Below are 25,937 nucleotides of genomic sequence, written 5' to 3' on the forward strand. Positions count from 1 at the left end.
TTCGATCGCCCCCTCCCCCTTGAGGGGAGGGTCGGGGTGGGGGTGGTTCTGTGGGTCGCCGGATGACCCCCTCCCTCGTTCCCTCCCCTCAAGGGGGAGGGAGGCAAAGGAGCCGCAAATCCGCTGAAGAGCGAAACGCTCCAGACAAGAAAAAGGCGGGACCTGCGTCCCGCCTCTTTTGTTTTCTGCCTCTAGTGAAGGAAGAAAATGATGATGATGATCAGCCAGATCGGCACGCCGAGCAGCCAGAGAGCAAGTCCTCTAAACATGGGTTGGTCCTTTCTCTAGAAGCGACGGAAAACGTCGACGAAGGCGGTGTTGTTGTCGCGGTGATTGCCACCCTTCTGGGCAGCCCAGAAGGCACCAATCGCCGAGATCAGCAGCGAGGCGGCCAGCAGGAACGCACCGATGATGGTGGTGTTGCGGGCCAGGCGAGCGGCCTTGATGGCCTCGGCACGGGCAGCGTCATAGCTGGTGACGGCCTGGTCGACACGGGCCTTGGCCTCGTCGGGGGTCAGGCCCGTATTTGCGGCAACCGATTGGGCCAGATAGGTGCGATCGGCTTCCGACACGGTGCCATCACCCAGGGTTGCCTGGGCAAAGATGCCGGCGGCTTCCGAGCGGGCCGGGGCGGTATCGGTGCCGGCGGTCGAGCGGAACATGGTGTTCACCAGATAGGCATTGGGGTCGAGCGAGGCGCCCGTGCCCTCAGCCACATTGGAGGCTGCAAGGGTGGCGGTGCTGGCGGCAGAGCCGACAGCACTGGCCGCTGCGCCGATGCCACCGACAGCGATCACCGCGCCGAGGATGGCTGCGCCCGCCCAGACCAGCAGGCCATGGGCCCCGTCGCGCAGGTCGCTTTCATCTTCGGTGGCGTCGAAATGGCGCCGACGCAGACGGCCGGCCAGGTAGCCGCCGGCCATGAAACTGGAGATCTGCACCCAGAGGAACCAGCTGGCGGCGACAATGCCGATCACCAGAGGATTGGGACCATTGCGATAGGTGAAGTCGAGGAAGTTGAGGCCAACCGCCGAGCCAAAGCTGATCAGCACCAGGCTGATGGCGGTGGCCAGGACAATGCCGGCGATGATGGCGGACCAATCGACATAGCTCGACTGTTCCCGGGAGGGGGCGGCTGCATCGGTCACGATGACGCCGGGCGTTGTATCAATGCTCATTGTGGGAGCTCCTGTCTGGTTTTTGGGTGCGAGAGCGCTCGAAAAACTCAAGCAAGACCAATAAAGGACAGGATGGCCATAACGATCACAACAAGACCGACGAGATAGATAATAGAATTCATGATAGCCCTCATTCAAATCAGTAGAGTTTTCAGTATTCAATTTGCAGAAGCAGCATCAATCCGCCGGTTCTGACTATCGAACTTCAATATCTAGATTTGAAAAGAGGCAAGAAAAAGGACGGGGATTTCTCCCCGTCCTGATAGCGCGTTACTGATATTATTCCAGATGGAGATTTATTTCAGCGCGTCGGTGACGACCGTGCTGTAGGCGCCGGCGGGCTCAGCATTGATGATCTTCTGGTCGAGCAGCGCCTTGACCGTGCGGTCATAGGTGGCCATGTCGAGGGCCGGGTCGGCGGCATCGACGAGCTTGCTGACTTCGCCAACCATATAGAGCTGGTGGGCCAGTTCAGCGGCGCCGGTGTCATCGCTGTCGACCACGATCTGGGCGGCTTCCTCGGGATTGTCGAGGGCATATTTCCAGCCGGCCATGGAGGCCTTCACGAAGCGGGTATAGGCGTCGACCTTGGCCGGATCGGCCAGGGTGTCTTCCATGACATAGAGACCGTCTTCGAGCAGGTCATTGCCCATGTCGGTATAGTTGAAGATGGTCAGATTGTCCGGGCCGTAGCCGGCATCGAGGGCCTGACCATATTCATTGTAGGTCATCACCGAGATACAGTCGGCCTGCTTCTGGATCATGGGCTGGATGTCAAAGCTCTGCTGCAGCACCTTGACGTCGCCGCCTTCGGCGGTGTTGAGGCCCAGCTTGTTCATCCAGGCAAAGAAGGGATATTCATTGCCGAAGAACCAGACGCCCAGGGTGTGACCCTTGAAATCGGCTTCGGTGGTGATGCCGGTTTCCTTGGGGCAGATCATCATCAGGCCGCTGCGCTTGAACGGCTGGGCGATATTGACGAGGGGCACACCTTTTTCGCGGGCCGACAGGGCGCCGCCCATCCAGTCGACGATCACGTCGGCGCCGCCGCCGGCGATCACCTGCTCGGGCGCCACATTGGGGCCGCCGGGCGCAATGGTCACGTCCAGGTTCTCATCGGTGTAGAACCCCTTCGCCTTGGCCACGATGTAGCCGGCGAACTGTGCCTGGGTGACCCACTTGAGCTGGAGCGTCAGCTTGTCCTGCGCATGCGCGGCGGTTGCAGCCAGCGCGAAGGCGCTTGCGGTCAATGCCAATAGAAGCTTCTTCATTTCTGTCGTCCCTTACCCCAGTTATGCCCGTCCACCACGGACGGACGGATGCCAGAAGGTGACCGCCCTTTCGATGAGCGCTATCACCCCATAAAAGGCAGACCCCGCCACCGCCGCCACGGCGATCTCTGCCCAGACCAGGTCGATATTGAGCTTGCCGACCTCGGTCGAAATCCGGAACCCCATTCCCACAATGGGGGTTCCGAAGAACTCCGCTACGATTGCGCCGATCAAGGCCAGAGTCGAGTTGATCTTGAGGGCGTTGAAGATAAAGGGCGCTGCCGCCGGCAGGCGCAGCTTGAGCAGCGTCTGGCTGTAGCTGGCGGCATAGGTGCGCATCAGGTCGCGCTCGATGGACGAGGCCTGGCTGAGCCCGGCGACGGTGTTGACCAGCATGGGAAAGAAGGTCATCGCCACCACCACCGCCGCCTTGGACTGCCAGTCAAAGCCGAACCACATCACCATGATGGGCGCGATGCCGATGACGGGCAGGGCCGAGACGAAATTGCCGATGGGCAGCAGGCCGCGCTTGAGGAAGGGCGAGCGATCCACCAGGATCGCCACGATAAAGCCGGCGCCGCAGCCCATGGCATAGCCGGCCAGCACGGCCTTGAGGAAGGTCTGCTGGAAGTCGGCCACCAGGGTTGGCACCGAAGCGAGCAGCCGGGTCCAGATCTGGCTGGGCGCCGGCAACAGCACCTGGGGCACATTGGCGCCGCGCGTCACCACCTCCCAGACAAACAGCAGCGCCAGGCCAAAGAGCACCGGGATGACGAGGCCGAAGACACGCCCCGAAACCTGGCGGCTGCGGATGGCCTGCGACAGGCGCTCGACAAACAGCCAGGCGAAGGCCCAACAGGCGACCAGCGCCAGCCAGAAATAGGCGGGCTCGGTGGCAAACAGCGGCAGGGCCTGCAGCAGGGCCATAGCGCCCAGCAGCATGAGCAGGCCATCGATCCATAGCGGCACCGGCAGGCGGACCCGCAGCAGGGTCAGCGTGCCCAGCCCGACAAAGGCCAAGAGCGGCAGCGGCGCATCGCCACTGAGCAGGGCCAGCACCAGCGCCAGGGCGCAGACCAGCCCGGCCAAGAGGGCCAGGCCCTGTTGCAGGCGGCTGAGGGTGGGGCGGGTCATGGCGGTCATGGCCGGGCTCCCATGGCACGATTGACGAGGCGCTCGGCGGCGCCAACGGCGATGACCAGCACGGCCGCGAGGCCCGCGGCGATGAACAGCGCTGCCCAGATCTGGATGGTCTGGCCATTGTAGGAGCCGGTGAGCAGGCGCACGCCCAGGCCACCGCCGGCATTGTTGGAGAGCTCGCCCACCACGGCGCCGATCAGGGAAATGGCGATGCCCACCTTCATGGAGGCAAAGAGGAACGGTATGGCGGCCGGCCAGCGCAGCTTGGAGAACACCTGCCAGGGCGTGGCGCTATAGGTGTGCATGAGGTCAAGCTGGATGGCCTCGGGCGTGCGCAGGCCTTTGACCATGCCGACCACCACCGGGAAGAAGCTGAGATACATCGAGATCAGCGCCTTGGGCAAAAGGCCAGTGACGCCCACGGCGCCCAGGCCCACCACCACCATGGGCGCGATGGCCAGAATGGGAATGGTTTGGCTGGCGATGATCCAGGGCATCAGCGAGCGCTCGGAGGCGTCGTTGTGGACGATGACCACGGCCAGGCCAATGCCCAACAGCGTGCCCAGCGCGAAGCCGAGCAGGGTCGCCGAAAGGGTGATGCTGGCGTGATAGGCCAGCGAACGCTTGGAGGCGATATCGGTGCCCACGGTGGCATTCCAGATTTCGCCCGCCACCTGATGCGGCGCGGGCAGCACGGGCTTGTCCTGGCTCCAGGTCTGGCCGATGAATTCGGTGGCGCCAACGCTGTCGAGCCCAGCGCGCTGGTTGAGCGTGGTCTGCCAGGGGGCATTCATCCAGATGGCGGCGGCATACCAGAACAGGCCAATGGCCAGCAGGACGATCAGGATGGGCGCTGTCTTGCCGGCAAGGAGCTGTCGCACGCCCTATTCCTCGTAGCTGTGGCCGGCGCGCAGCCCGTCGCGGACCCGCGCGGCGAGGCGCAGGAACTCTGGCGTCTCGCGGATGTCGAGCGGGCGTTCGGCAGGCAGATCGCTCTCGATGATGTCGGTGACCCGGCCGGGGCGCGGGCTCATCACCACGATCTTGGTGGAAAGATAGACCGCCTCGGGAATGGAATGGGTGACAAAGGCAATGGTCTTTCTGGTGCGGGCCCAGAGCTTGAGCAGCTCGGAGTTGAGATGGTCCCGCACGATTTCGTCGAGCGCGCCAAAGGGCTCGTCCATCAGCAGCAGATCGGCGTCAAAGGACAGGGCGCGGGCAATCGAGGCGCGCTGCTGCATGCCGCCCGAGAGCTGCCAGGGATATTTGTTCTCAAAGCCGGTGAGGTTGACCAGCTCCAGCGTGCGGGCGATGCGCTCGGCCTTGTCGGATAGCCCCATGATTTCGAGCGGCAGGGCGACGTTCTGGGCGATGGTGCGCCAGGGGTAAAGCGCCGGCGCCTGGAACACATAGCCATAGGCGCGGTTGAGGCGGGCATCCGACGGCGTGGTGCCATTGACGGTCAGCGTGCCCGATGTGGGCTGCTCAAGATCGGCAATGGTGCGCAGGAACGTGGTCTTGCCGCAGCCCGACGGCCCGATGAAGGAGACGAACTCTCCCTTGTTGATGGTCAGGTTGACGTCGCTCAGCGCAATGACGTCGCCATCATTGGTGGGAAAGGTCAGCCCGAGGTTTTGGGCGCGGACCACGGCCATGGCGTCTTGCGAAGAGGGGGCGAGTTCGGTCACGGGCGCGCCGCTCCATCCTGGTGAGTGTTGTGGTCGGCGCCGCTCATGCGCCGGGCCAGCGGGAAGATGTGGTTGGCCGATAGCTGGGCGATGGGCAGATCACCGGGCGCCGCCAGAGGCACCCAGCGCAGTTCCTCGATTTCGGCCGAGGGCGTAGCGCTGATGTCGCGGCGGGCAAAAAAGGCGTGGCCGCGCACCCGGCGTCCCGGCTCGTTGGTGGCGTCATCCTCGAACACGCCGCAAAAGGCGACATCGCCATCGAGCCGAATGCCGATCTCTTCGAGCAGTTCGCGGTCAAGCGCCTGGCGCGGGGTTTCCCCCGCGTCGATCTTGCCGCCCGGCTGCATGAACTTTGTGGTTCCCGCCTTGCGCACCAAAAGCATCTGGTCGGCCGAATTGACGATGGCCGCCAATGCGATGGTGATCGGTTCGCCCAGTTGCGGCTGCTGCATCAAACCCCCGAGGCCGGAATGCCGGTACGCTCCACCTTGCGCGGTGCGACGAGGTCTTTCCACTGGCTGAGGGCCTGGTTCACAGGGTTCTTTGGCTCGCGGCCAACAAACTTGCCATGGCCGGGCTCGGCCTTGATCTCGTTTTCGACAATCGAGACCTTGCCGCGGCTGAGCACGAAGCGCGGCAGGCCGGTGACCTCAAAGCCCTCAAACACATTGTAGTCGATGGACGACTGCTGGCTGGCGGCCGAAATGGTCTTGGCTCGCTTGGGATCCCAGACCACCAGGTCCGCATCGGCACCGACCAGCACGGCACCCTTTTTGGGATAGAGCCCCAGGATCTTGGCGATATTGGTCGAGGTGACGGCCACGAACTCGTTCATGGTCAAACGACCCGTATTGACGCCCGCCGTCCACAGCACGGGCAGGCGATCTTCGAGGCCGCCGGTGCCATTGGGGATCTTGGAGAAATTGCCGATGCCATTGCGCTTCTGCGCGGTGGTGAAGGCGCAGTGATCGGTAGCGACGCAGGAGAGCGAGCCGGCCTGCAGGCCCGCCCAGAGCGAATCCTGGTGCAGCTTGTTGCGGAAGGGCGGGGACATGACGCGGCGGGCGGCATGGTCCCAGTCGGGATGGGCATATTCGCTTTCGTCCAGCGTCAGATGCTGCACCAGCGGCTCGCCATAGACGCGCATGCCCTTCTGGCGCGCGCGGCGGATGGCTTCGTGCGCCTGTTCGGAGCTGACATGGACCACGTAAAGCGGCACGCCAGCCATGTCGGCGATCATGATGGCGCGATTGGTGGCCTCGCCCTCCACTTCCGGGGGCCGCGAATAGGCATGGGCCTCGGGGCCGTTGTTGCCTTCGGCCAGGAGCTTGGCCGTCATGGCGGCGACGACATCGCCATTTTCGGCATGGACGAGCGGCAGGGCGCCGAGTTCCGCGCAGCGCTGGAAGCTGGCGAACATCTCATCGTCATTGACCATGAGGCTGCCCTTATAGGCCATGAAATGCTTGAAGCTGGTGATGCCGCGTTTGACGACCTCGTCCATCTCGCGCCAGACCTGCTCGCCCCACCAGGTGATCGCCATGTGGAAGGAATAGTCGGCAGAGGCTTTGCCGGTCTTGTTGTCCCACATCTGCAGGGCCTCAAGCAGGCTCTGGTTGGGGCCGGGCAGGCAGAAATCGACCACCATGGTCGTGCCGCCGGCAAGGCCCGCGCGGGTGCCGGATTCAAAGTCATCGGCAGAATAAGTGCCCATAAAGGGCATTTCGAGATGGGTATGCGGGTCAATGCCGCCGGGCATGATGTAGCAGCCGGTGGCGTCCAGCACCTCGTCGGCGGAGAGGTTGGGCCCGATCTCGACGATGGTTTCGCCCTCGATTCTGACATCGGCCTTGTAGGTCAGATCGGCCGTGACAATGGTGCCGTTCTTGATGACTTTGCTCATGCTGCGTTCCCTGTCGGTTATTGGTCCGCCGGCGCTTTCCCCTCGCAACCGGCGGACGATAGTTAATTTTTACTGAACGATCTCCGCCGTCTCGACCACTGCGTGGAACAGCACATCGGCACCCGCCGCGGCCCATTCCTTGGAGATTGCTTCCGCCTCGTTGTGGCTGAGGCCGCCGACGCAGGGGCACATGACCATGGTGCTGGGGGCAACGCGGTTGGTCCAGCAGGCATCGTGGCCGGCGCCCGAGATGATGTCCATGTGGCTATAGCCGAGCTTTTCGGCGGCGGCGCGGACACGGGCGACCAGGGTCGGGTCAAAGGCCACGGGATCGAAATGCCCCACTGCCTCCATGGCGTAGCCGACACCGAGCTCGGCGCAGATGGCCTGTGCCCTGGCCTCGATCTGCTGGCGCATGGAGGTCAACTTGCCCAGTTCGGGCGAGCGGATATCGACGGTGAACACCACGGTCCCCGGCAGCACATTGCGGGAATTGGGTGTGAACTTGACCTGCCCCACGCCGCCAACGGCGCCGGGCTGGTGATCCATGGCGATGGCCTGCACCGCCTCGATAATGCGCGCCATGGCGAGGCCCGCATTGACGCGCATCAGCATGGGCGTCGAGCCGGTATGGGCTTCCTTGCCGGTGAGGGTGAATTCGAGCCACCACAGGCCCTGGCCGTGGGTCACCACGCCGATCTGCTTGTTCTCGGCTTCGAGAATCGGGCCCTGTTCAATGTGATATTCGAAATAGGCGTGCATCTTGCGCGCGCCCACGGGCTCCTCGCCGACCCAGCCGATGCGCTGCAGCTCATCGCCATAGCTCTTGCCGTCCATGTCCTTGCGGCCATAGGCGTAATCGAGGGTATGGATGCCTGCAAAGACGCCCGAGGCCAGCATGGCGGGGGCGAAGCGGGCGCCCTCCTCATTGGCCCAGTTAGTGACAACGATGGGATGTTTGGTCTTGATGCCCAGATCGTTCATGGTGCGGACCAGTTCGAGTCCGGCGAGCACGCCCAGCACGCCATCATATTTGCCGCCGGTGGGCTGGGTATCGAGATGGCTGCCGACATAGACCGGCAGCGCATCGGGATCGGTGCCGGGGCGCGTCATGAACATGGTGCCCATCTTGTCGACGGCCATGGTGAGGCCGGCGTCCTCGCACCAGGACTGGAACAGGCGACGGCCTTCGCCATCTTCGTCGGTCAGCGTCTGCCGGTTATTGCCCCCGGCAATGCCGGGGCCAATCTTGGCCATGTCCATCAGGCTATCCCAGAGCCGATCACCATTGATACGAAGGTTTTCTCCAGGGGCAGACATGGGCTGTGCTTTCTATTTGACGCTCGGGAACGAGAATTCCGCGCCACCCTTGATGCCGGCGGGCCAGCGGGTGGTGACGGTCTTGAGGCGGGTGTAGAAGTGGACGCCTTCGGGGCCATAGATGGAGTGGTCGCCAAACAGGCTCCGCTTCCAGCCGCCAAAGGAGTGATAGGCCACCGGCACCGGGATGGGGACGTTGATGCCCACCATGCCCACTTCGATCTTGTCGGCAAATTCGCGGGCGGCGTCGCCGTCGCGGGTGAAAATGGCGGTGCCATTGCCATATTCGTGGTCATTGATCAGCTTGACCGCCTGGGCATAGTCATCAGCGCGCACCACCGAGAGCACGGGGCCGAAGATCTCTTCCTTGTAGATGGTCATCTCGGGCGTGACGTGGTCGAACAGCGTGCCGCCGACGTAATAGCCGCCTTCATAGCCCTGGAGGCTGAAGCCACGACCATCGACCACCAGCTCAGCGCCCTGTTCGACGCCGGCGTCGATATAGCCGACGATCTTGTCGCGGTGCATCTTGGTGACCACCGGACCCATTTCGGCGTCCTTGTCGGTGGAGGGGCCGATCTTGAGGCTTTCGACGCGCGGCTTGAGCTTGGCGACCAGCGCATCGGCCGTGTCCTTGCCCACCGGCACGGCCACCGAAATGGCCATGCAGCGCTCGCCGGCCGAGCCATAGCCGGCGCCCATCAGCGCATCGGCGACCTGGTCGAGATCGGCATCGGGCAGGATGACCATGTGGTTCTTGGCGCCGCCCAGGGCCTGGACGCGCTTACCGGCGCGGGTGCCGCGCTGATAGACATATTCGGCGATGGGGGTCGAGCCGACAAAGCTCACCGCCTTGATATCGGGATGGTCGAGAATGCCATCGACCATTTCCTTGTCGCCATGGACGATGTTGAGAATGCCCTCGGGGAGGCCCGCTTCCATGAACAGGTTCCAGGCCAACATCGGCGCACTGGGGTCGCGCTCGGACGGCTTGAGGATGAAGGCATTGCCGCAGGCAATGGCCGCCGGATACATCCACATCGGCACCATGGCCGGGAAGTTGAACGGGGTGATGCCGGCCACCACGCCCAGCGGCTGGCGATCGGAATAGCTGTCGATGGCGGGGCCGACATTGCGGCTGAACTCGCCCTTGAGCAGCTGGGGAATACCGCAGGCGAAGTCGACGCAGTCGATGCCGCGGGCCACTTCGCCCAGCGCATCGTCATGCACCTTGCCGTGCTCCTTGGAAATCTCGCGGGCGAGATCGTCGGCATATTGATCAAGCAGGGCCTTGAACTTGAACATGACGCGGGCGCGCTTCATGGGCGGGGTATTGCCCCAGGCGACCTGCGCCTTCTTGGCGGAGGCGACGGCGTCATTGAGTTCGGAGAGCGTCGACAGCGGCAGTTCGGCGGAGACTTCGCCGGTGGCCGGATTGAACACCGGCACGCGGCGGGTGGAAGCCGAGACATAGCGTTTGCCGGCGACGGCGTTTTCGATGATCTGCATTATGCAATGCTCCGCAGGGCGCTGCGCACGCCGTCAATGAGTTCGCCAATCTGGCTCTCGGAAATGATCAGCGGCGGGCTCATGGCGATGATGTCGCCCGTGGTGCGGATCAGATAGCCATCTTCGAAGCATTTCAGGAAAGCCGAGAAGGCGCGCTTGGTGGGCGAACCGGCGATGGGCTCGAGCTCGATGGCGCCGACCAGGCCGATGTTACGGATGTCGATGACATGGGGCTCGCCCTTGAGCGAATGCAGGGCATCCTGCCAGACGGGGGCCAGCGCGGCGCCGCGGGTCAAAAGATCCTCATCCTTATAGGTTTCGAGCGTGGCGAGACCGGCTGCCGAGGCCACCGGATTGCCCGAATAGGTATAGCCATGGAAGAACTCGATGACGTGTTCGGGCCCATCCATGAAGGCATCGTGGATTTCCGAGGACACCAGAACCGCACCCATGGGGATGACGCCATTGGTCAGGCCCTTGGCGGTGACCATGATGTCGGGCGTCACGCCGAAATAGTCGGCGCCAAAGGGCGTGCCCAGGCGACCGAAACCGGTGATGACCTCGTCAAAGATCAGCAGGATGCCATGTTTCTTGGTGATCTCGCGCAGGCGCTTGAGATAGCCGGCCGGCGGAATGAGCACGCCGGTGGAGCCGGCGACCGGCTCGACGATGACGGCAGCGATGGTGGAGGCATCATGCAGGGTGACGATGCGCTCGAGCTCATCGGCCAGGTCCACACCATGCTCGGGCAGGCCCTTGGAGAAGGCGTTCTTGCTGAGGTTATGGGTGTGCGGCATGTGGTCGACGCCGGTGAGCAGCGTGCCGAACATCTTGCGGTTGGTGACAATGCCGCCCACCGAAATGCCGCCGAAATTGACGCCGTGATAGCCGCGCTCGCGGCCGATCAGGCGGGAGCGGGCGCCGTCGCCCTTCACGCGATGATAGGCCAGCGCCACCTTGAGCGCGGTCTCCACCGACTCAGAGCCCGAATTGGTGAACAGCACATGGTCGAGCCCCTTGGGCGCAATGTCGACGATGCGGTTGGCCAGCTCGAAGGCCTTGGGGTGGCCCATCTGGAAGGCCGGGGCATAATCGAGCTCGGCGGCCTGCTTGGCGATGGCCTCGACGATCTTGGGACGGGCATGGCCGGCATTGACGCACCACAGGCCTGCCGTGCCATCGAGCACCTGGCGACCATCGGAGGTGGTGTAGTGCATGTCCTTGGCCGCCACGAACATGCGTGGGGCTTTCTTGAACTGGCGATTGGCCGTAAACGGCATCCAGAACGCGCTGAGATCGTTGGGTACCACGACGTTAGAATTGGACACGAAATCCTCGCTCCCGTTGAATCTGCTGCCGGTCATGATTTGGCGCTTGACGCGGGGGCGCATTGCCCAGAATTTTGACCAGTTGGAAAAATGTTAGCACTCCCAGACTTTCTAGCAAGGCGAAAATGCCGCCGATCAAAGTGAAAAGTGCCGAAGTCGCAACAAGCCCCAAGCGCCAGCACAAGGCGGACGCCCGGGTGGCCGCGGCGCCGCATGCTGCAGCCAAGCCACGGGCGCAGACACGTATCCAGCGCGAGAAGCAGGATGTGATCCTGGAGGCGGCGCTGGATGTGTTTTCCATGCACGGCTTCCGCGGCGCCACGATCGACCAGATCGCCGAGGTGGCTGGCATGAGCAAGCCGAACCTATTGTATTATTTCCCGCGCAAGGAAGAGATCCACCGCCGATTGATGTCGGCGCTGCTCGAGACCTGGCTGGCGCCGCTGCGCGCAATGAATGCCGATGGCGACCCCTTCCCCGAGATCCGCTCCTATATCCGGCGCAAGCTGGAGATGGCGCGCGACTATCCGCGCGAGAGCCGGCTGTTCGCCAATGAGATGCTGCAGGGTGCGCCGCGCATCATCGAGATGATCGAGGTGGACCTCAAAAACCTGGTCGACGAGAAGGCCAAGGTGCTGCTCGGCTGGATGGATCAGGGCAAGCTGGCGCGCACCGACCCCTATCACCTGATCTTTTCGATCTGGGCGACGACGCAGCACTATGCCGATTTCGACGTGCAGGTGCGTGCTGTGCTGGGGCCAGGCCGTGGCGGCGAAGGCCGCTTCGAAGATGCGGCGCGCTATCTCGAAGGCCTGTTCCTGCATGGGCTGACGCCACGCGGCATCGGCAAGGGCGCCTAGAGCGTTTCGCGCAAGAGTGGACACCAGTTTTGCGGTGCGGAAACGCGACCAAGCAAGACTGTGGAGCCGTTTCGGCGAAGCGGCTCTAGGCGCGGCGCAACGACCAGAGCGTCGCCGGTTCGGGCGCCTCGTCGGCAAAACGCACGCAACTGCCAGCCACCCGCTTGGCCCGATAAAGCGCGGCATCGGCGGCCGCGAGCACGCCGGCCACCGGCAGGTCGGCGCCATCGGATGACGCCACGCCCATGCTGGCGCCGACGGCCACGGCACTGGTGGCGGTGTGGACAGGGTCAGCCATGGCCGCCAGGCACGTATGGGCCAAATCGGCCAGGCCCTCGGCGCCACGGGCCGGACAGGCCAGCAGCACGAATTCATCACCGCCCAGCCGCGCCAGCAGGTCGCCGGGCTGCAGCAGCGGCTGCAGGCGCTGGCCAACGGTGCGCAGCACCGTGTCGCCGGCGGCATGGCCGAAGGCGTCGTTGACATGTTTGAAGCGGTCGAGGTCGAACAGCAGCACGTCGAAGGGCGTGCCGGTCGCGCCCAGCTCGGCCGCCCGCAGCTCGAAGGCCAGGCGATTGGCAAGTCCGGTCAGGGCGTCAATGCGGGACTGGTCATGCGCCAGCCGTCGCTGGCGCTCAATGCGTCGGGCGACATGGTGCAATTGCAGCATGAACCCGACGGCAATCAACAACAGCGCGCCGATGAGCGGCAGGCGCACGGGCGCAAAGCGGGAGAACACCTGGTTACCGACCGTGGCGCGGGTCCAGGTGAGGAAGCTGCCCGGCGTGCCCTGGCCATTGAGCAGCGGAATCTGCGCCTCGGCGGGGTCGCTGCTGGGTGCAGTGGTGATGCGGCTATTGCCGAGGCCGGCGATCTGGCCGACCCGCACGGCGCCCGCTGTGGTCAGCGGGCCGAACTGGGCGACCACGAAATCGAGCGCATTGGCGGCGCGGCGATATTCGCCGCCCTGGTTGGCCTGGTCGATGGTCTGGGTCACTTGAACGGCAGTGAAGCCAACAAGGCCGGCGGTGCACACCAGCAGCACCATGCAGGCCACGACCAGGCGACCGATGACCCGCATGCCGGTATCGGTGTCGACCGGAGCATGGTTGTCCCAGCCCATAAGCCTGGTGATTGCCCGTAGCATTGCCTGCGTCCCTCGCCCGGGCAGTATGCGAGCAAGGTCTTGGCAAAGGGTTATCGCCGCAAAGGGCCCGATTGTGGCGCCCTGGAGGGGAAAAGCTGCCCCATTGTCGCCACAATTGGCCCTGGCAGGCCTTCAGAACCGGGTGTCGGGCCGACAAAATCGCAGAAAACCGGCCTTTTCCGCCATCGCGCGGCCCAGTGTGACAGTCATGTCACACTGGGCAAGATGAATCCGGATTCACCGGCAGACGGTGCTGAATCAACGGGGCAATCGGCGGAATCGCGGATTCATTTCCTACAGATCGCGCCAATTACGCCGGCTGGCGCGCCAGCAAAGCCGGCGGAATCTGCGGCATCGAGGCAACACAACGGCCCACCGGCGCATTTGTGGCAAAGTCGGGCACATTCTGGCCTGTCGCCTGCATTAACCAGCACCTCACCATAGACTATGTGAGTTTCAGACTTGATCAGAAAAGCCGTTGTTGTTGCAGCCATTGCTGCGACCGTCCTCTCGTTTTCCTCTGCTGCCTATGCCCAGTGTGGCGGCGCCTCCTGGTACGGCCCCGGTTTCAACGGGAAGAAAGCCGCCTCCGGCGAAACCTTCAACGAAAACGCCATGACTGCCGCGCACCGCTCGCTGCCCTTCGGCACCAAGGTTCTCGTGACCGACCAGCGCACCGGCCGCGCCATCGAAGTCACCATCAACGACCGCGGCCCCTTTGTGGGCAAGCGCATCATCGATCTCTCCAAGGCCGCCGCCACCGAGCTGGGCTTCCGCAACCGCGGCACCACTTCGGTCTGCATCAGCCAGCTCTAGTCGACATCGGAAACCGTCAAGGCGCGGCACTGGCTGCCGGCGCTTTGGCGGCATGAGTTTTTGCCCTGAGCCTGCTGGTCCGCCTGCCCTCTCGTTCCCGTTAGTCAGCCCTTAGCTTTCCCGTCCTAGTCTTGCCGACGGGAATGCAGGAATTGGCTGAATGAATATTGCTGCTTATGTGGTGGGGCCGCAGGACGGGTCCGGCGCCGGGCTGATGGCCATGGCGCGGCGCGTCGATTTCTCCGTGGTGCTGCCCTATGGCGGCATGATGCAGGCCGAACACCAGGTATCGCGGACGCCGATCTGTTTTTTCCTGTTTGCGGCGGTGCCCGATGTGGAGGCGCTGCGCAGCGTGGCGCAGTCGATCCGTTTCTCGCCACGCCGGCAGATCCGATATGCGCCGCTGATCTATTTCTCCGAGAGCCCGTCGAGCGACACCATCCGGCGGTGTGTGCACATGGGCTTTGACGATGTGATCACCATGCCGTTCAGCCGGGTGCGGCTGCAGGCCCGCATCAATCGCCAGATCGGGCGGCCGCTGACCTATTTCGAAACCATCGACTATTTCGGGCCGGACCGGCGCAGCCATAATCCGGCGGCGCGGCCGAGCAGCGAGACGCGCATCGGCGGCCAGCACCGGCGCATCGAATTCATCCGCAATCCGATCACGGGCGTGCATGTGCTGCGCGACGAATTCGCCCAGCCCAGCCTGCGGGCTGTCGCCACCTGAGGGTCGGCGGCGGCAAAAATGCAACGTTACAAGTGACAATGTAAAACGTTTTCGTGCCCGCTTTCTTCGGCGCGGGAATTGGCATAGTTTGCTGCAAATATCGCCTTACTGAGTGCATCCAGATGAGTTTCGGCTTGACGCTGCCGCCCCAGATCAAGGTCTTCGGGGCGTTTTTCATTTATTCATTTTGCATGGGGAGCATTTATCCCCGCCTGCCGGCTATCCAGGAATTCATGGGCGTGGCGGAAGGCGCCCTGGGGCTGTCGCTGGTGGGCGCGGCAACCGGAACGCTGATCTCGCTGACCTTTGCCGGGCCGCTGCTGGACCGCGTGGGCCATCGCCGCGTGCTGCTGGCCGCGCTGCCGCTTTTGGCCCTGCTCTACGCCATTGCCGTCTGGGCGCCGTCGCCGCTGACCTTTTTCCTGCTGCTGGTGCCGGTGGGCCTCGTCATCGGCTGCATCGAGCTGATCGTTAATCTCGAGGCCGACCGGGTGGAACATGCCATCGGCCGGCGCATCATGAATCGTGCGCATGCCTTTTGGAGCTTTGGCTTCTTTTCGGCAGGCATGGTGGGCGCGCTGGCGGCCCAGTCGGGCCTGTCGCCACAATGGCATCTGGCGCTGATGATCCCGGTGATCACGCTGCTGACCGCGCTGGTGCTGGGCAAGTTCGAGCCGGCCGCCCATCGCGCCGGCGGCAATACCGAGGCGTCGCCGCGCTTCGCCCGGCCGACGCTGGCCATTCTGGTGCTGATCATGGTGTGCCTGCCCGCCATGATCATGGAAGGGGCGATCATCGACTGGTCGGCCATTTTCATGACCAAGGAATTCACCGCCGCGCCGTTCTGGGCCGGCCTGGCCGTGGCCATCGGCGCCGGCTCGCAGGCCATCACCCGCTTTTTCGCCGACAGCTTTGTCGACCGCTGGAGCCCGCCGGTGGTGGCGCGCGGTATGCTGGCCATTCTGGGCCTGGGCACCGTGCTGGTGTTCTTTGCGCCCTGGCAGCCGCTGGCCTATGTGGGGCTGGCGCTGACCGGCGCCGGCACCAGCGCGCTGTTCCCGCTGGCCATGTCGGCGGCGGCGCAGCGCACGGATCGTCCGGCGGCTGTCAATGTCGCCTCGCTGGCGCAGATTTCCTTCGTGTCCTTCCTGCTCGGGCCGCCGCTGCTGGGCTTTGTTGCCGAGCATTTCGGCATTCGCTGGGCCTTCGGCATCGGCATTCCGCTGGTGATCATCGCCCTGATGTTTGCTGACTCCCTCGCCCCGCGCCGCAAGGCCAATCCCGTGGCCGCCCAATGAAAATAGCACCCCATATCCGCATCTATGCCTGTTTCTTCCTGTTCGCCTTTTCCCTGGGCGCGCTGCTGTCGCGCATGCCCGATCTGCAGACGCATCTGCAGGTGACCGAGGGGCAATTGGGCCTGACGCTGATCGGCATGTCGATCGGCTCGCTGATCTCGCTGACCATTTCGGCGCCGCTGATCGAGCGGCTGGGCGCCCGCACCACGGCGCTGATCACCGTGCTGGGCACCGCCAGCCTTTATGCGATCATTCCCTGGCTGCCCTCGGCCGTGGCGGTGTTCATCACCCTGTTCTGCGCCGGCCTCTTGGCCGGGGCGCTCGAGATCAACCTCAATGTCGAAACCGACCGGCTGGAAGCGCAATATGGCCGGCGCTATATGAACCGCGCGCATGGCAGCTGGAGCCTGGGCTTTTTCATCACGGCCCTGCTGGGCGCCGGCGTGCGCCAGACCGGTATGTCGATGGAACTGCATGTCGGGCTGGCGGCGGCTGTGGTGTTCATCGTGGGCATCACCATGATCGCCGGCATGACCACGGCGCCGCATCGCCCCAATATGCACACCGGGGATACGCCGCGCTTTGCCTTCCCCAATCTGGGGCTGCTGCCGCTGTGCATGATCGGCATTGCCGCCTTCCTGATCGAGGGCGCGGGCATTGACTGGTCGACCATCTATATGCGCGACGCCTTTGCCACCCCGGTGGAGCCCTTCGTGGGCGGCTTGGCGCTGACGCTGTTCTCGGGCTTCATGGCCGCCACCCGGCTCTCGGCAGACCCCATAGTGGAACGCTTTGGCCCCAGGGCCACCGCCACCACGCTGCTGATGCTGGCGGCGGTGGGCGCCGTGGCCGTGGCCACCGCGCCTATGCCCTGGGTGTCGCTGGTGGGCTTTGCCATGCTGGGCATCGGCTGTTCGGCGGTCTATCCGCTGGCCGTGTCGGCCGCTGCGCAGCGCACCGACCGGCCCAGCTCGGTCAATGTTGCGGCCCTGGGGCAGGTGACATTCGTCGTGTTCTTCCTCGCGCCGCCGCTGCTGGGCTTTGTGGCGGAGCACCTGCATATCCGCACCTCCTATCTGGTGGTGCTGCCCGTCATCGTGGCCGGCATCATCGCCTGCCGCTCGCTGGGCACCAAGGCAGTGGCAGCGCCTGCCGGCCTGCCGCCCGAACCGGCGACCCCGCTGGGCTGATGGCGCCGGAGCTGCCGCCTATCGTTGACCTGCGCCAGTCGGCGACAGCGCTGCGCGTGCAGAGGGGCGTGATGCGCCTGCTGCGCGAGAGCCATGACATGGCCTGCTTTGCCGAGGTGACGCTCAAGAGCGGTCGCCGCGCCGATGTGCTGGGCGTGGGGCCGCAGGGCGAGATCTGGATCGTCGAGATCAAGTCGAGCCTGATCGACTTCCAGGTTGACCGCAAATGGCCGGAATACCGCGATTTCTCCGACAAGTTCTTCTTCGCCAAGCCGCCCGAGCTGGATGGCGGCATCTTTCCCGAGAGTGAGGGGCTGATCGTGGCCGATGGCCATGACGGGGCGATCCTGCGGGATAGCCCGCTGACGCCCCTGGCCCCGGCGCGGCGCAAGGCGCTGATGCTCAAGCTGGCCCGGTTGGGCGCCGACCGAATTCACGCGCTGATGGACCCAGGACCACAATGACCGCACTGACCGCCTCCAACACCATCCGCTGGCGCGTCATCGCCCTGTTCTTCGTGCATGCGCTGGCGCTGGGCGCCATTCACACGCGCATCCCCGATGTGCAGCTGCTCAACGGGCTGAGCGAAGCCCAGCTCGGGCTGGTGCTGATCGGCCAGCCACTGGGCGGGCTGGGCATGTTCCTGTTCTCCAGCCGCATCATCGAACGGTTCAGCCCACGCCTGGTGCTGCTGGTCATGCTGCCACTGGTGTGCATCAGCGCGGCGCTGATCACTGTGATCCTGCACCCCATAGCCATGTTCATTCTGCTGGCCATCAATGGCGTGGGTTTCTCGCTGACCAATATCGCCATCAATGTCGAGGCCGACCGGATCGAGGCCGCCACTGGCACACGGGTGATGAACACCTGCCATGGCGCCTGGAGCATCGGCTTTCTGACCACTTCGCTGCTGGGCGCGGCCCTGCGCGGGCTGGGGGTGTCGCCGGCAATCCATCTGTGGACCCTGGCCCCGGTGATCATGGCGCTGGTGGCGCTGATCGTGCTGCCCATGCCGGTGACGCCGCCGCGGCCGCATAGCGGCGACTCGCGCCGCCGCCTGGCCTGGCCGACGCTGGCCACGCTGGGGCTGGTGGCTTTCGGCCTGGGCGCAGGCGTTACCGAGGGCGCGGCGCGCGCCTGGTCGATCATCTTCCTGCGCGACAGCTTCACGGTGGCCGCCTGGATCGAATCCATGGCGCTGCCGGCGCTGCTGGCCACCATGGCCATCGGGCGCCTGCTGGCCGACCGCTGGATCGACCGCTTCGGGCCCGTGCTGGTGGCGCGGGTGCTCTCAGGCGTGGCCATTGCCGGGCTGGTGCTGCTGGTGATCTCGCCCAATGCGGTGGTGGCGCTGGTCGGCTTTGGCCTCGTGGGCACCGGCATCTGCGTGCTCTATCCGCTGATGCTGTCGGCGGCGGCGCGGCTGGGCGATCGCCCGGCCTCGCAGAATGTGGCCGCGACGACGCTGATCTTCCAATTCGTCAACATGGGCTCGCCCGTGCTGATCGGCGCCATGGCGCAGGGCTTTGGCATCCGCGTCGCCTTTGCCATGCTGCTGCCGCTGCTGGCGCTGACGCTGGTGATGGCCGGACGGCTCGACCCTACTCGTCGACCGACTGGCTCTCCACCGGCGTAATGGCGCTGGGCCGGGGCGGCGGGGAAGGCGGCGCGCCCAGGCTGGTGAGCTCGGCCTGCAGCGCCCGCATCAACTTGAGCTTGTCGGCATCGCTGCCGGCTTGCAGGCGCTGACTGAGGCGAATGGTGAAATCGGAAAAGGCATTGTGCCAGTCCGAATGCACCTGGGCGGGGTCGATACGCGGCGCCGTGGTCGCCCTGGCGGCCGCAATGCCAGCGGCAGTCAGCTCGAAATAGTCGTCCAGCTGGGGCAGGATCACCTGGTCGCCAGCAATGCCGATGCCCATGAGGGCCGCGCGCAGCGCCTGGCGCTCCTCGTCCTCGCCATGGGTGAGAAAAATGGCGCCATGGGCCGGCAGGCGCGCCTTGATCCAGTCCATCAGCTCAGTGTGGTCGGCATGGGCCGAGTAATTGCCCATGGAGCGGATGGCGGCATGCACGGGCACCAGCGCGCCATGGATGCGCACTTCCTTGGCGCCCGAGAGGATGATCTGGCCCAGCGTGCCCGGCGCCTGATAGCCGACGAACAGCACGGTGGCATTGCGGCGGATCAGATTGTTGCGCAGATGGTGCTTGATGCGCCCGGCGTCGGCCATGCCTGAGGCGCTCATGATGATGGCACCGCCCTTGATGGCATTGATGGCCTTGGAATCCTCGACCGCCTCGATGATGCGGAAGCGCGGATCGTTGAACAGCTCGTCTGCCCCCAGTTCGACATCGTCGAACATGGCCGCATATTTGCGATAGACGCCGGTGACCTTGCTGGCCAAAGGCGAGTCGAGAAACACCAGCTTGGGGTCGATCTCGCCCGTTTTGATCAGATAGCCGATGTCATGCAGCAGCTCCTGGCTGCGCTCGACGGCAAAGGCCGGGATGACGAGATTGCCGCCGCGCGCCAGGGCGGTGTTGATCTCGGTCTTGAGCGCCGCGCGGCGCTGCACCAAAGTGTAGTCCTCGCGCTCGCGCCCGCCATAGGTGGATTCGCAGACGATATAGTCAAAGCCCGAGGGGCCCTCGGGCTCGTTGTAGAACACCTTCTCGTCCGGCCCGATGTCGCCGGAGAACAGCAGCCGCACGATGCTGGCGCCATCGGCCACTTCGACCTCGATGGAGGCCGAGCCGATGATATGGCCGGCGTTCCAATAGCGGGCGCGCACGCCCGGGGCCGGGGTGATCCACTCGCCATAGCGGCAGGTCTGGCGATGCTGCAGCGCCTCCTGGGCATCTTCGAGCGTATAGAGCGGGCGGGCCGGCTCGTCGCCGCGGCGCGCATGCTTGCGGGTTTCGCGATCAGCTTCGGATTCCTGGATGCCGGCGCTGTCGGGCAGCAGATATTCGAGCAGACCCGCCGTCGGCTCGGTCATCCACATCGGCCCGCGCCAGCCTTCGCGATAGAGCTTGGGCAGAAGGCCCGCGTGGTCGATATGGGCATGGGTGAGCAGCAGGAAGCCAATGGCCCTGGGGTCAAAGGGCGTCGGCTTGAGGTTGAGGTCGCGCACGCTCTTGTTGCCCTGGAACAGGCCGCAATCGACCAGGAACTGCCCGCCCGGATAGACCACGCGATAGCACGAGCCCGTCACCGTGCCGGCGGCGCCATGGAAGTGCAGGGTGACGGTCATGGCGTGGGTCCTCGGTTTTTTTAGTGTTAGTCGGAGACTAAGCCAACACTGTGTCATTGCCGAGAGGGGCGGTAACTACCCTATGGTGCGAACCTAGGAATGAACTGGACTTCAAATCGGTGCTTTCGAACACCGTCGCCTTCATTGCCCAACGACACCAGAACATCGCCCTCGACGAACCACCCCTTAATGCCCAGATAGATCGCTCGCCTCAATATCCCGCCGTAGCTTCCATCTTCCTCGACGTGCAGCGCTGTGTTGTGCCCGCCTTGTATCCAGAATCCCTGTTTCAGCAACAACTGCACAAGGGCTTCATCGGAAGTTTGGTCATACGAATAGAGGCGAGCAAATTCGCCCGAAATGTCAAATCCATCTCTTCGCTCATCGTCAGTGAAGGAGCGCGCTTCAAGACTTTCATAAAATGCCTTCTGGGCAGATGTCATGTCGTCATAGGCGGTCAACCTGGGCATGGCCTCAAGCCAGGCGAGGGCGGCTACGAGCACCACCAGGACCAACCAAAAAAGAAGCCTGACCACCGCCTTACCATCCTCAACGCGGAGCGCGCTTGGCCAGAATGCGCTGCAGCGTGCGGCGATGCATGTTGAGGCGCCGCGCCGTCTCCGAGACATTGCGATCGCACAACTCATAGACGCGCTGGATATGTTCCCAGCGCACGCGATCGGCCGACATCGGGTTTTCCGGCGGCTCGGGCTTGTCCTCGCCGGTGACCAAAAGGGCGTTGATCACATCATCGGCATCGGCGGGCTTGCTGAGGTAATCGACGGCGCCCAGCTTCACGGCCGTCACCGCCGTGGCGATATTGCCATAGCCGGTCAGCACCACGGCGCGGGCATCGGGCCGCTTGGTGTGCAGGGCCGAGACCACCTCAAGGCCATTGCCATCCTCAAGCCGCAGATCGACCACGGCATAGGCGGGCGGCTGCGCGGCCACGGCGGCCAGGCCTTCGGCGACGGAGCCGGCAATGCGGACGGAAAAGCCGCGGCGGGTCATGGCCCGTTCGAGGCGCTGCAGAAAGGCCATGTCATCGTCGACCAGCAGCAGGCTGGGATCGGTGGCCAGGAGATCTTCAATCGTGCTCATGGCTTTCCCATAAGGGTTTGGCTTTGATACGTCAAAGCCGACGGCTTGGATCGCCGATAGCGGGAATAGCCTCGATAGCCGGGCGCGGCCAGACGATACGCACCTGGGCATGGCCTTCGGGCGCGATATTGTGGAAGGCCAGCCGCGCGCCGGTGCGCTCAAGCAGGGTCTTGGCGATGAAGACGCCCAGGCCCAGTCCACCCGGGCTGCTGGCATCTGGCCCCTGCGGATCGCGGGGACGGCTGGTGAGATAGGGCTCGCCCAGCCGGGCGATCAGCTCGGGGGCAAAGCCCGGCCCGTCGTCGGTGATCGACACCGAAATGGACTCAAGATCCCATGCGGCATCGATGCGCACGGTCTGGCGGGCGAAGTCAGCAGCGTTTTCAATCAAATTGCCCAGGCCATAGAGCAGGCCGACGGAGCGGGCAAACACCGGCGGGTCGCCAGCCGAGCGCTCCGAATAGAACAGGATCGCCTTGCCATGCCCCTCGTGCGGGCGGGCGACTTCGGACAGCAGATCGGTCAGCGGCACGGCGGCAAAGGGGTCGTCATCCTCATTGCCCAGGTTGCGCAGCTTGGCCAGAATCGCCCGGCAGCGGGCGGCCTGGGCGATGATCAATTCGACATCGGAGGCGAGATCGCTGCCCGGCGGGGCTTCGGCGCGCATTTCCTTGGCGGCCAGGGCAATGGTGGAGAGCGGCGTGCCCAGCTCATGGGCGGCCGCGGCGGCAAGGCCATCGAGCGCCGAGAGTTGTTCCTTGTGCGACAGCGCCAGTTCCGTCGCCGCCAGGGCGTCGGCAATCTGGCGGGCATCATGGGCGACGCGGGTGGTATAGGCCGAAACAAAGACCACGCCGCAGACGATCGAGACCCAGATGCCGATGACATAGATGCGGTTAAACACAATCGGATCGTCAGGGGTCCAGGGCAGCGGCAGGTGCCACACCGCCAGCACCGAGGCGATGACGACGGCCAAAAAGGCAATGGCAAAGGTGGCCCGCTGCGGCAGCGTGGTGGCCGAAACCGAAACCGGCGCCAGGATCAGCAGGGAGAAGGGATTCTGCAGCCCGCCGGTCAGCGCCAGCAGGCAGCCGAGCTGGGCGAGGTCGAACACGATCTGGCCGGCCGCAAACAGCGAACTGGGCCGGAAGGCGGCGCCAAAGCGCAGCACCAGCCAGACATTGACCCCGGCCGAGACGGCAATCAGCGCCAGGCATTCAAACAGCGGCAGCGGAAAGCCCAGGCCAAAGGCCACGAACAGCACCCCAATGGCCTGCCCGCCCACGGCCAGCCAGCGGATCAGCACCAGGGTCTGCAGCCGCAGCGGCCGCCATGTGCTGGGCAAGGGCAGGCCATCGGCATGATTCATCGTCACGGAAAAAGCCTCCAGGCGGCCGGAATGCCGGTGCCATAGTCATGCTGAAGTGTCATTTCAAGAACCGATATTTCCAGGTCACATGCTTGATCCTACCCCGGTGCGGGCCACTTTAGGGTCATCGTGACTGGGAGAATGCAACCGAAATGAACACAGCAATCATCAAACCTCAATGGTCCCCGCTGACCATCGCCCTCATGGTTCTGGGCTTTATCGCCTTCTGGCCGCTCGGCCTGCTCGTGCTGGGCTATATCCTGTGGGGCGAAAAGTTCGGCGGATCGCCGGAAAAGGCCCAGGCCTATTGGAACAAGGGCCGCGCCTGGTGCAGCAGCAACAAGAGCCGCCATCATGGCTGGCAGAACCACAGGAGCTCCGGCATGTCCTCGAGCGGCAATGCAGCCTTTGACGAATATCGCGCCGAACAGCTCAAGCGCCTGGACGAAGAACGCGCGCGCCTCGACGCCGAGATCGACGCCTTCCACGAATATATGGCCAACCTCAACAAGGCCAAGGATCGCGAAGAGTTCGATCGCTTCATGAACGAGCGCCGCGGCTCCCGCCAGGGCTATGACCAGAACCGCCCCGACAATGGCGACACCAACAATGGCTGGGGCAACAATAACAACGGCTGACCCCGCCAGTCTCCTCCTGAAGCCGGTCGTTCCATCGACTGACCTGGCGCCCCGCAAGGGGCGCCTTTTTTTGTCGGCCACGCCGCCTGCGCGCCGGACCCAGGAGGCAGTTGCGCCAAATCGCGCTAGACTGGCGCAGCGATTCTCAGCCGAGACCCCATGAACCTGTTCTTCCGCGCCAAGCCCAAGATTCCGGCGAGCACGACCATCCTCATCGATGGCGCGCCGGTGGTGGTGAGCGTGCGGGTCAATGCCCGCTCGCGCAGCTATCGGCTGTCCTTGCCGGCGACGGGGCCGGTGCTGACGTTGCCGCAGGGCGGCAAATGGAGCGAGGCCGAGGCCTTCCTGTTGCGCCAGCGCGCCTGGTTGGCGGCGCGCATCCCCCGCCAGCCCACCGGCGCCAGCTTCAGCCATGGCAGCCTGGTGCCGCTGCGTGGGGTGGAGCATCGCGTTATCGGCACCGGCAAGCTGCGCGGACGGGTGGAGATCGGCACGGACGAAGCCGGCGCGCCGGCGCTGTTGGTGCCCGGCGATGACGCCCACCAGGCGCGGCGCCTGACCGATTGGCTCAAGGCGGAGGCCCATGCCGATCTGGTGATCCGCAGCGCCATCCATGCCGAGCGGCTGGGCGTAACGGTCAAGGCGATCAAGATGCGCAGCCAGGCCAGCCGCTGGGGCTCGTGCTCATCGACCGGCACCATCAATTACAACTGGCGCCTGGTGATGGCGCCGCCGCATGTGCTGGACTATGTGGCCGCCCATGAGGTGGCCCATCTGGTGGAGATGAACCACTCGCCTGCCTTCTGGGCGGCGGTGAAACGCACCCTGCCCGACATGGAGCGCGGCCGCGCCTGGCTCAAGGCGCATGGCCGGGAATTGATGGCCCACGGCGGCTGATGGACACGGCTGCGTGAAGCCCTGTCCGTGCGGGGCGCCGTCCCCTAGTTTGCCGGCCATGCGCCGCCTGATCCAATTGATTGCATTGCTGTTTGCCTTTGCCGCCGTGGGCGGCGTCGCGACCAGCAACGCCATGGCCTTTTCCAGCCTGCGTCCCGCGCCCGTGGAGGCATCGGCGTGCTCTGACGCGGCAGCAGCGGCCAGTGTCGTGCTCTACAAGGCCTGCGGCAAGAAGGGCTCCGGCATTGTCATGCCCTGCGCGCCGCAGATTGGCATGCTGACCCCGGTTGGCGTGCTGCAGCCGGTGCCGGCGAGCCCGGTCTATGGCCGGACGATTGCACAGGCCTATCAGACACAGGCCCTGCCGGTGTCGCTGCGACCACCGATCGCCGCCTGACGGAGCCCTCTCTCACGCTTGGTTTCTCAGGATTGCGGCCCTTTGGCCGCCGGAAGGTCATTTCTATGTCTCATCTTGTCACGCTGCCGCTGCTGAGGCGGCGCCAATTGCTCGCCGGCGCTGCGAGCCTGTCCGCACTTGCCCTGGCGGGCTGTGCCACATCCACCCCACGTCCGGTGGTGGTCACGCCGCCGCCCGTGCCGTTCGACGTGCTGGCCATGTATGGCCCCTTGCCGGACGAAGAGTTTCCCGTGCCCGCCGCGCCCATCGCCCAGCTGGACCCGCAGTATTGGCGCCAGGAGGTGGACAATATCACCGGGGAGCCCGCGGGCACGGTGGTGGTCGATACGCCCAATCGCTTCCTCTATTGGACCATGCCCGATGGCCGGGCCATGCGCTATGGCGTGGGCATTGGCCGCGACGGCTTTGCCTGGGGCGGCCGCGCCCATATCGCCTATAAGCGCAAGTGGCCGGTCTGGACCCCACCGAGCGAAATGGTGGATCGCCAGCCCGAACTGGAGGTCTATCGGCATGGGCAACCGCCAGGCCTCAACAATGCCCTGGGGGCGCGCGCGCTCTACATCCACCAGGGCAATCGGGACACGCTCTATCGCCTGCATGGCAATATGGACATCCATTCGATCGGCAAGGCGGTGTCGAGTGGCTGTGTGCGCCTGCTGTTTCAGGATGTGATCGACCTCTATGACCGGGTGCCCTCCGGCAGCCCCATCGTGGTGATCCAGTAATGCAAAAGGGCCGCCCCATGGGGCGGCCCTTTTGCATGTCGGGCTGAAGCGATCTAGATCACTTCTCTTTCATATGTACGCGGTTCCATCGTCCCCTCCCCCTTGAGGGGAGGGTTGGGGTGGGGGTCGTTCTGAGGGCCACTGAGAGACCCCCTCC

At 64.5% G+C, this 25,937-nt stretch carries 26 protein-coding genes; 11 read left to right on the plus strand and 15 right to left on the minus strand.

The features are described from left to right. Nucleotides 1–284 precede the first annotated feature (284 nt). The 10 genes from E8M79_RS02205 to E8M79_RS02250 form a co-directional block, all read right to left on the minus strand. Entirely contained in the window at nucleotides 285–1,178 is an 894-nt protein-coding gene (locus E8M79_RS02205; RefSeq protein WP_137150296.1) for a hypothetical protein, read from the minus strand. Nucleotides 1,179–1,474: 296 nt separating this feature from the next. Then, nucleotides 1,475–2,449, minus strand: a complete 975-nt coding sequence (locus tag E8M79_RS02210) for an ABC transporter substrate-binding protein (RefSeq protein ID WP_137150297.1) — start codon at nucleotides 2,447–2,449, stop codon at nucleotides 1,475–1,477. A gap of 21 nt (nucleotides 2,450–2,470) precedes the next feature. Beyond that, nucleotides 2,471–3,583 carry an ABC transporter permease gene (locus E8M79_RS02215; protein ID WP_248304895.1) on the minus strand — a complete coding sequence of 371 codons (1,113 nt, stop codon included), beginning with the start codon at nucleotides 3,581–3,583 and terminating at the stop codon, nucleotides 2,471–2,473. Between the two features lie 5 nt (nucleotides 3,584–3,588). Beyond that, entirely contained in the window at nucleotides 3,589–4,470 is an 882-nt protein-coding gene (locus E8M79_RS02220) for an ABC transporter permease (protein WP_248304863.1), read from the minus strand. A 3-nt stretch (nucleotides 4,471–4,473) separates the two neighbouring features. Continuing rightward, nucleotides 4,474–5,244 (minus strand): ABC transporter ATP-binding protein, encoded by a 771-nt coding sequence (locus tag E8M79_RS02225; protein ID WP_137150843.1) that lies wholly within the window; start codon nucleotides 5,242–5,244, stop codon nucleotides 4,474–4,476. Nucleotides 5,245–5,273: 29 nt separating this feature from the next. Then, on the minus strand, nucleotides 5,274–5,729 hold the full coding sequence (locus tag E8M79_RS02230) for an NUDIX domain-containing protein (protein WP_137150298.1): 456 nt from the start codon (nucleotides 5,727–5,729) through the stop codon (nucleotides 5,274–5,276). Continuing rightward, nucleotides 5,729–7,180: a dihydropyrimidinase gene (gene hydA / locus E8M79_RS02235; RefSeq protein WP_137150299.1), complete on the minus strand. Its 1,452-nt coding sequence runs from the start codon at nucleotides 7,178–7,180 to the stop codon at nucleotides 5,729–5,731. The genes E8M79_RS02230 and hydA overlap by 1 nt, the downstream gene beginning before the upstream one ends. Before the next feature lie 69 nt (nucleotides 7,181–7,249). Beyond that, nucleotides 7,250–8,500 carry a Zn-dependent hydrolase gene (locus E8M79_RS02240; protein ID WP_137150300.1) on the minus strand — a complete coding sequence of 417 codons (1,251 nt, stop codon included), beginning with the start codon at nucleotides 8,498–8,500 and terminating at the stop codon, nucleotides 7,250–7,252. A gap of 12 nt (nucleotides 8,501–8,512) precedes the next feature. Then, nucleotides 8,513–10,009: a CoA-acylating methylmalonate-semialdehyde dehydrogenase gene (locus E8M79_RS02245; protein ID WP_137150301.1), complete on the minus strand. Its 1,497-nt coding sequence runs from the start codon at nucleotides 10,007–10,009 to the stop codon at nucleotides 8,513–8,515. Further along, on the minus strand, nucleotides 10,009–11,289 hold the full coding sequence (locus E8M79_RS02250; RefSeq protein WP_248304896.1) for an aspartate aminotransferase family protein: 1,281 nt from the start codon (nucleotides 11,287–11,289) through the stop codon (nucleotides 10,009–10,011). Before E8M79_RS02250 ends, E8M79_RS02245 begins: the two co-directional genes overlap by 1 nt. A gap of 173 nt (nucleotides 11,290–11,462) precedes the next feature. On the opposite strand from E8M79_RS02250, the gene E8M79_RS02255 reads away from it, so the two are divergent. After that, nucleotides 11,463–12,197 carry a TetR family transcriptional regulator C-terminal domain-containing protein gene (locus E8M79_RS02255; RefSeq protein WP_137150303.1) on the plus strand — a complete coding sequence of 245 codons (735 nt, stop codon included), beginning with the start codon at nucleotides 11,463–11,465 and terminating at the stop codon, nucleotides 12,195–12,197. 85 nt (nucleotides 12,198–12,282) lie between these two features. On the opposite strand, the gene E8M79_RS02260 is transcribed toward E8M79_RS02255, so the two are convergent. Further along, nucleotides 12,283–13,344 carry a GGDEF domain-containing protein gene (locus E8M79_RS02260; protein WP_137150304.1) on the minus strand — a complete coding sequence of 354 codons (1,062 nt, stop codon included), beginning with the start codon at nucleotides 13,342–13,344 and terminating at the stop codon, nucleotides 12,283–12,285. 462 nt (nucleotides 13,345–13,806) lie between these two features. Between E8M79_RS02260 and E8M79_RS02265 the strand changes: the two genes are divergently transcribed. The 6 genes from E8M79_RS02265 (at nucleotide 13,807) to E8M79_RS02290 (ending at nucleotide 19,014) form a co-directional block, all read left to right on the plus strand. After that, the gene (locus E8M79_RS02265; RefSeq protein WP_137150305.1) at nucleotides 13,807–14,160 is read left to right on the plus strand and encodes a septal ring lytic transglycosylase RlpA family protein; all 354 of its coding nucleotides are present in this window, start codon (nucleotides 13,807–13,809) and stop codon (nucleotides 14,158–14,160) included. A gap of 160 nt (nucleotides 14,161–14,320) precedes the next feature. Next, nucleotides 14,321–14,890: a hypothetical protein gene (locus E8M79_RS02270; RefSeq protein WP_137150306.1), complete on the plus strand. Its 570-nt coding sequence runs from the start codon at nucleotides 14,321–14,323 to the stop codon at nucleotides 14,888–14,890. A gap of 122 nt (nucleotides 14,891–15,012) precedes the next feature. Further along, on the plus strand, nucleotides 15,013–16,188 hold the full coding sequence (locus E8M79_RS02275) for an MFS transporter (protein ID WP_137150307.1): 1,176 nt from the start codon (nucleotides 15,013–15,015) through the stop codon (nucleotides 16,186–16,188). Beyond that, nucleotides 16,185–17,378: an MFS transporter gene (locus E8M79_RS02280; RefSeq protein WP_137150308.1), complete on the plus strand. Its 1,194-nt coding sequence runs from the start codon at nucleotides 16,185–16,187 to the stop codon at nucleotides 17,376–17,378. The genes E8M79_RS02275 and E8M79_RS02280 overlap by 4 nt, the downstream gene beginning before the upstream one ends. Further along, complete coding sequence (locus E8M79_RS02285; protein ID WP_137150309.1) at nucleotides 17,378–17,842, plus strand: MmcB family DNA repair protein; 465 nt, start codon at nucleotides 17,378–17,380, stop codon at nucleotides 17,840–17,842. The genes E8M79_RS02280 and E8M79_RS02285 overlap by 1 nt, the downstream gene beginning before the upstream one ends. Continuing rightward, entirely contained in the window at nucleotides 17,839–19,014 is a 1,176-nt protein-coding gene (locus E8M79_RS02290) for an MFS transporter (RefSeq protein WP_137150310.1), read from the plus strand. Before E8M79_RS02285 ends, E8M79_RS02290 begins: the two co-directional genes overlap by 4 nt. Here E8M79_RS02290 and E8M79_RS02295 read toward each other — a convergent pair. The 4 genes from E8M79_RS02295 to E8M79_RS02310 all read right to left on the minus strand — a co-directional run bounded on the left by E8M79_RS02295 (nucleotide 18,980) and on the right by E8M79_RS02310 (nucleotide 23,102). After that, nucleotides 18,980–20,632 (minus strand): MBL fold metallo-hydrolase, encoded by a 1,653-nt coding sequence (locus tag E8M79_RS02295; protein WP_137150311.1) that lies wholly within the window; start codon nucleotides 20,630–20,632, stop codon nucleotides 18,980–18,982. The two genes, E8M79_RS02290 and E8M79_RS02295, sit on opposite strands and share 35 nt — an antisense overlap. Nucleotides 20,633–20,712: 80 nt before the next feature. Beyond that, nucleotides 20,713–21,168, minus strand: a complete 456-nt coding sequence (locus E8M79_RS02300; RefSeq protein WP_137150312.1) for a hypothetical protein — start codon at nucleotides 21,166–21,168, stop codon at nucleotides 20,713–20,715. A gap of 13 nt (nucleotides 21,169–21,181) precedes the next feature. Continuing rightward, on the minus strand, nucleotides 21,182–21,733 hold the full coding sequence (locus tag E8M79_RS02305; RefSeq protein ID WP_137150313.1) for an ActR/PrrA/RegA family redox response regulator transcription factor: 552 nt from the start codon (nucleotides 21,731–21,733) through the stop codon (nucleotides 21,182–21,184). Between the two features lie 31 nt (nucleotides 21,734–21,764). Continuing rightward, nucleotides 21,765–23,102 carry an ActS/PrrB/RegB family redox-sensitive histidine kinase gene (locus E8M79_RS02310; RefSeq protein WP_137150845.1) on the minus strand — a complete coding sequence of 446 codons (1,338 nt, stop codon included), beginning with the start codon at nucleotides 23,100–23,102 and terminating at the stop codon, nucleotides 21,765–21,767. Between the two features lie 152 nt (nucleotides 23,103–23,254). On the opposite strand from E8M79_RS02310, the gene E8M79_RS02315 reads away from it, so the two are divergent. From E8M79_RS02315 to E8M79_RS02330, 4 genes are all read left to right on the plus strand, one after another. After that, nucleotides 23,255–23,740 (plus strand): DUF2852 domain-containing protein, encoded by a 486-nt coding sequence (locus E8M79_RS02315; protein WP_137150314.1) that lies wholly within the window; start codon nucleotides 23,255–23,257, stop codon nucleotides 23,738–23,740. 159 nt (nucleotides 23,741–23,899) lie between these two features. Further along, complete coding sequence (locus E8M79_RS02320) at nucleotides 23,900–24,637, plus strand: SprT family zinc-dependent metalloprotease (RefSeq protein ID WP_137150315.1); 738 nt, start codon at nucleotides 23,900–23,902, stop codon at nucleotides 24,635–24,637. 58 nt (nucleotides 24,638–24,695) lie between these two features. Then, nucleotides 24,696–25,034: a hypothetical protein gene (locus tag E8M79_RS02325; protein ID WP_137150316.1), complete on the plus strand. Its 339-nt coding sequence runs from the start codon at nucleotides 24,696–24,698 to the stop codon at nucleotides 25,032–25,034. A gap of 65 nt (nucleotides 25,035–25,099) precedes the next feature. Then, nucleotides 25,100–25,780, plus strand: a complete 681-nt coding sequence (locus E8M79_RS02330; RefSeq protein ID WP_137150317.1) for a L,D-transpeptidase — start codon at nucleotides 25,100–25,102, stop codon at nucleotides 25,778–25,780. The last annotated feature ends 157 nt before the right edge of the window (nucleotides 25,781–25,937 follow it).

The sequence above is a fragment of the Devosia sp. FKR38 genome (genome assembly GCF_005222805.1).
Lineage (GTDB): Bacteria > Pseudomonadota > Alphaproteobacteria > Rhizobiales > Devosiaceae > Devosia.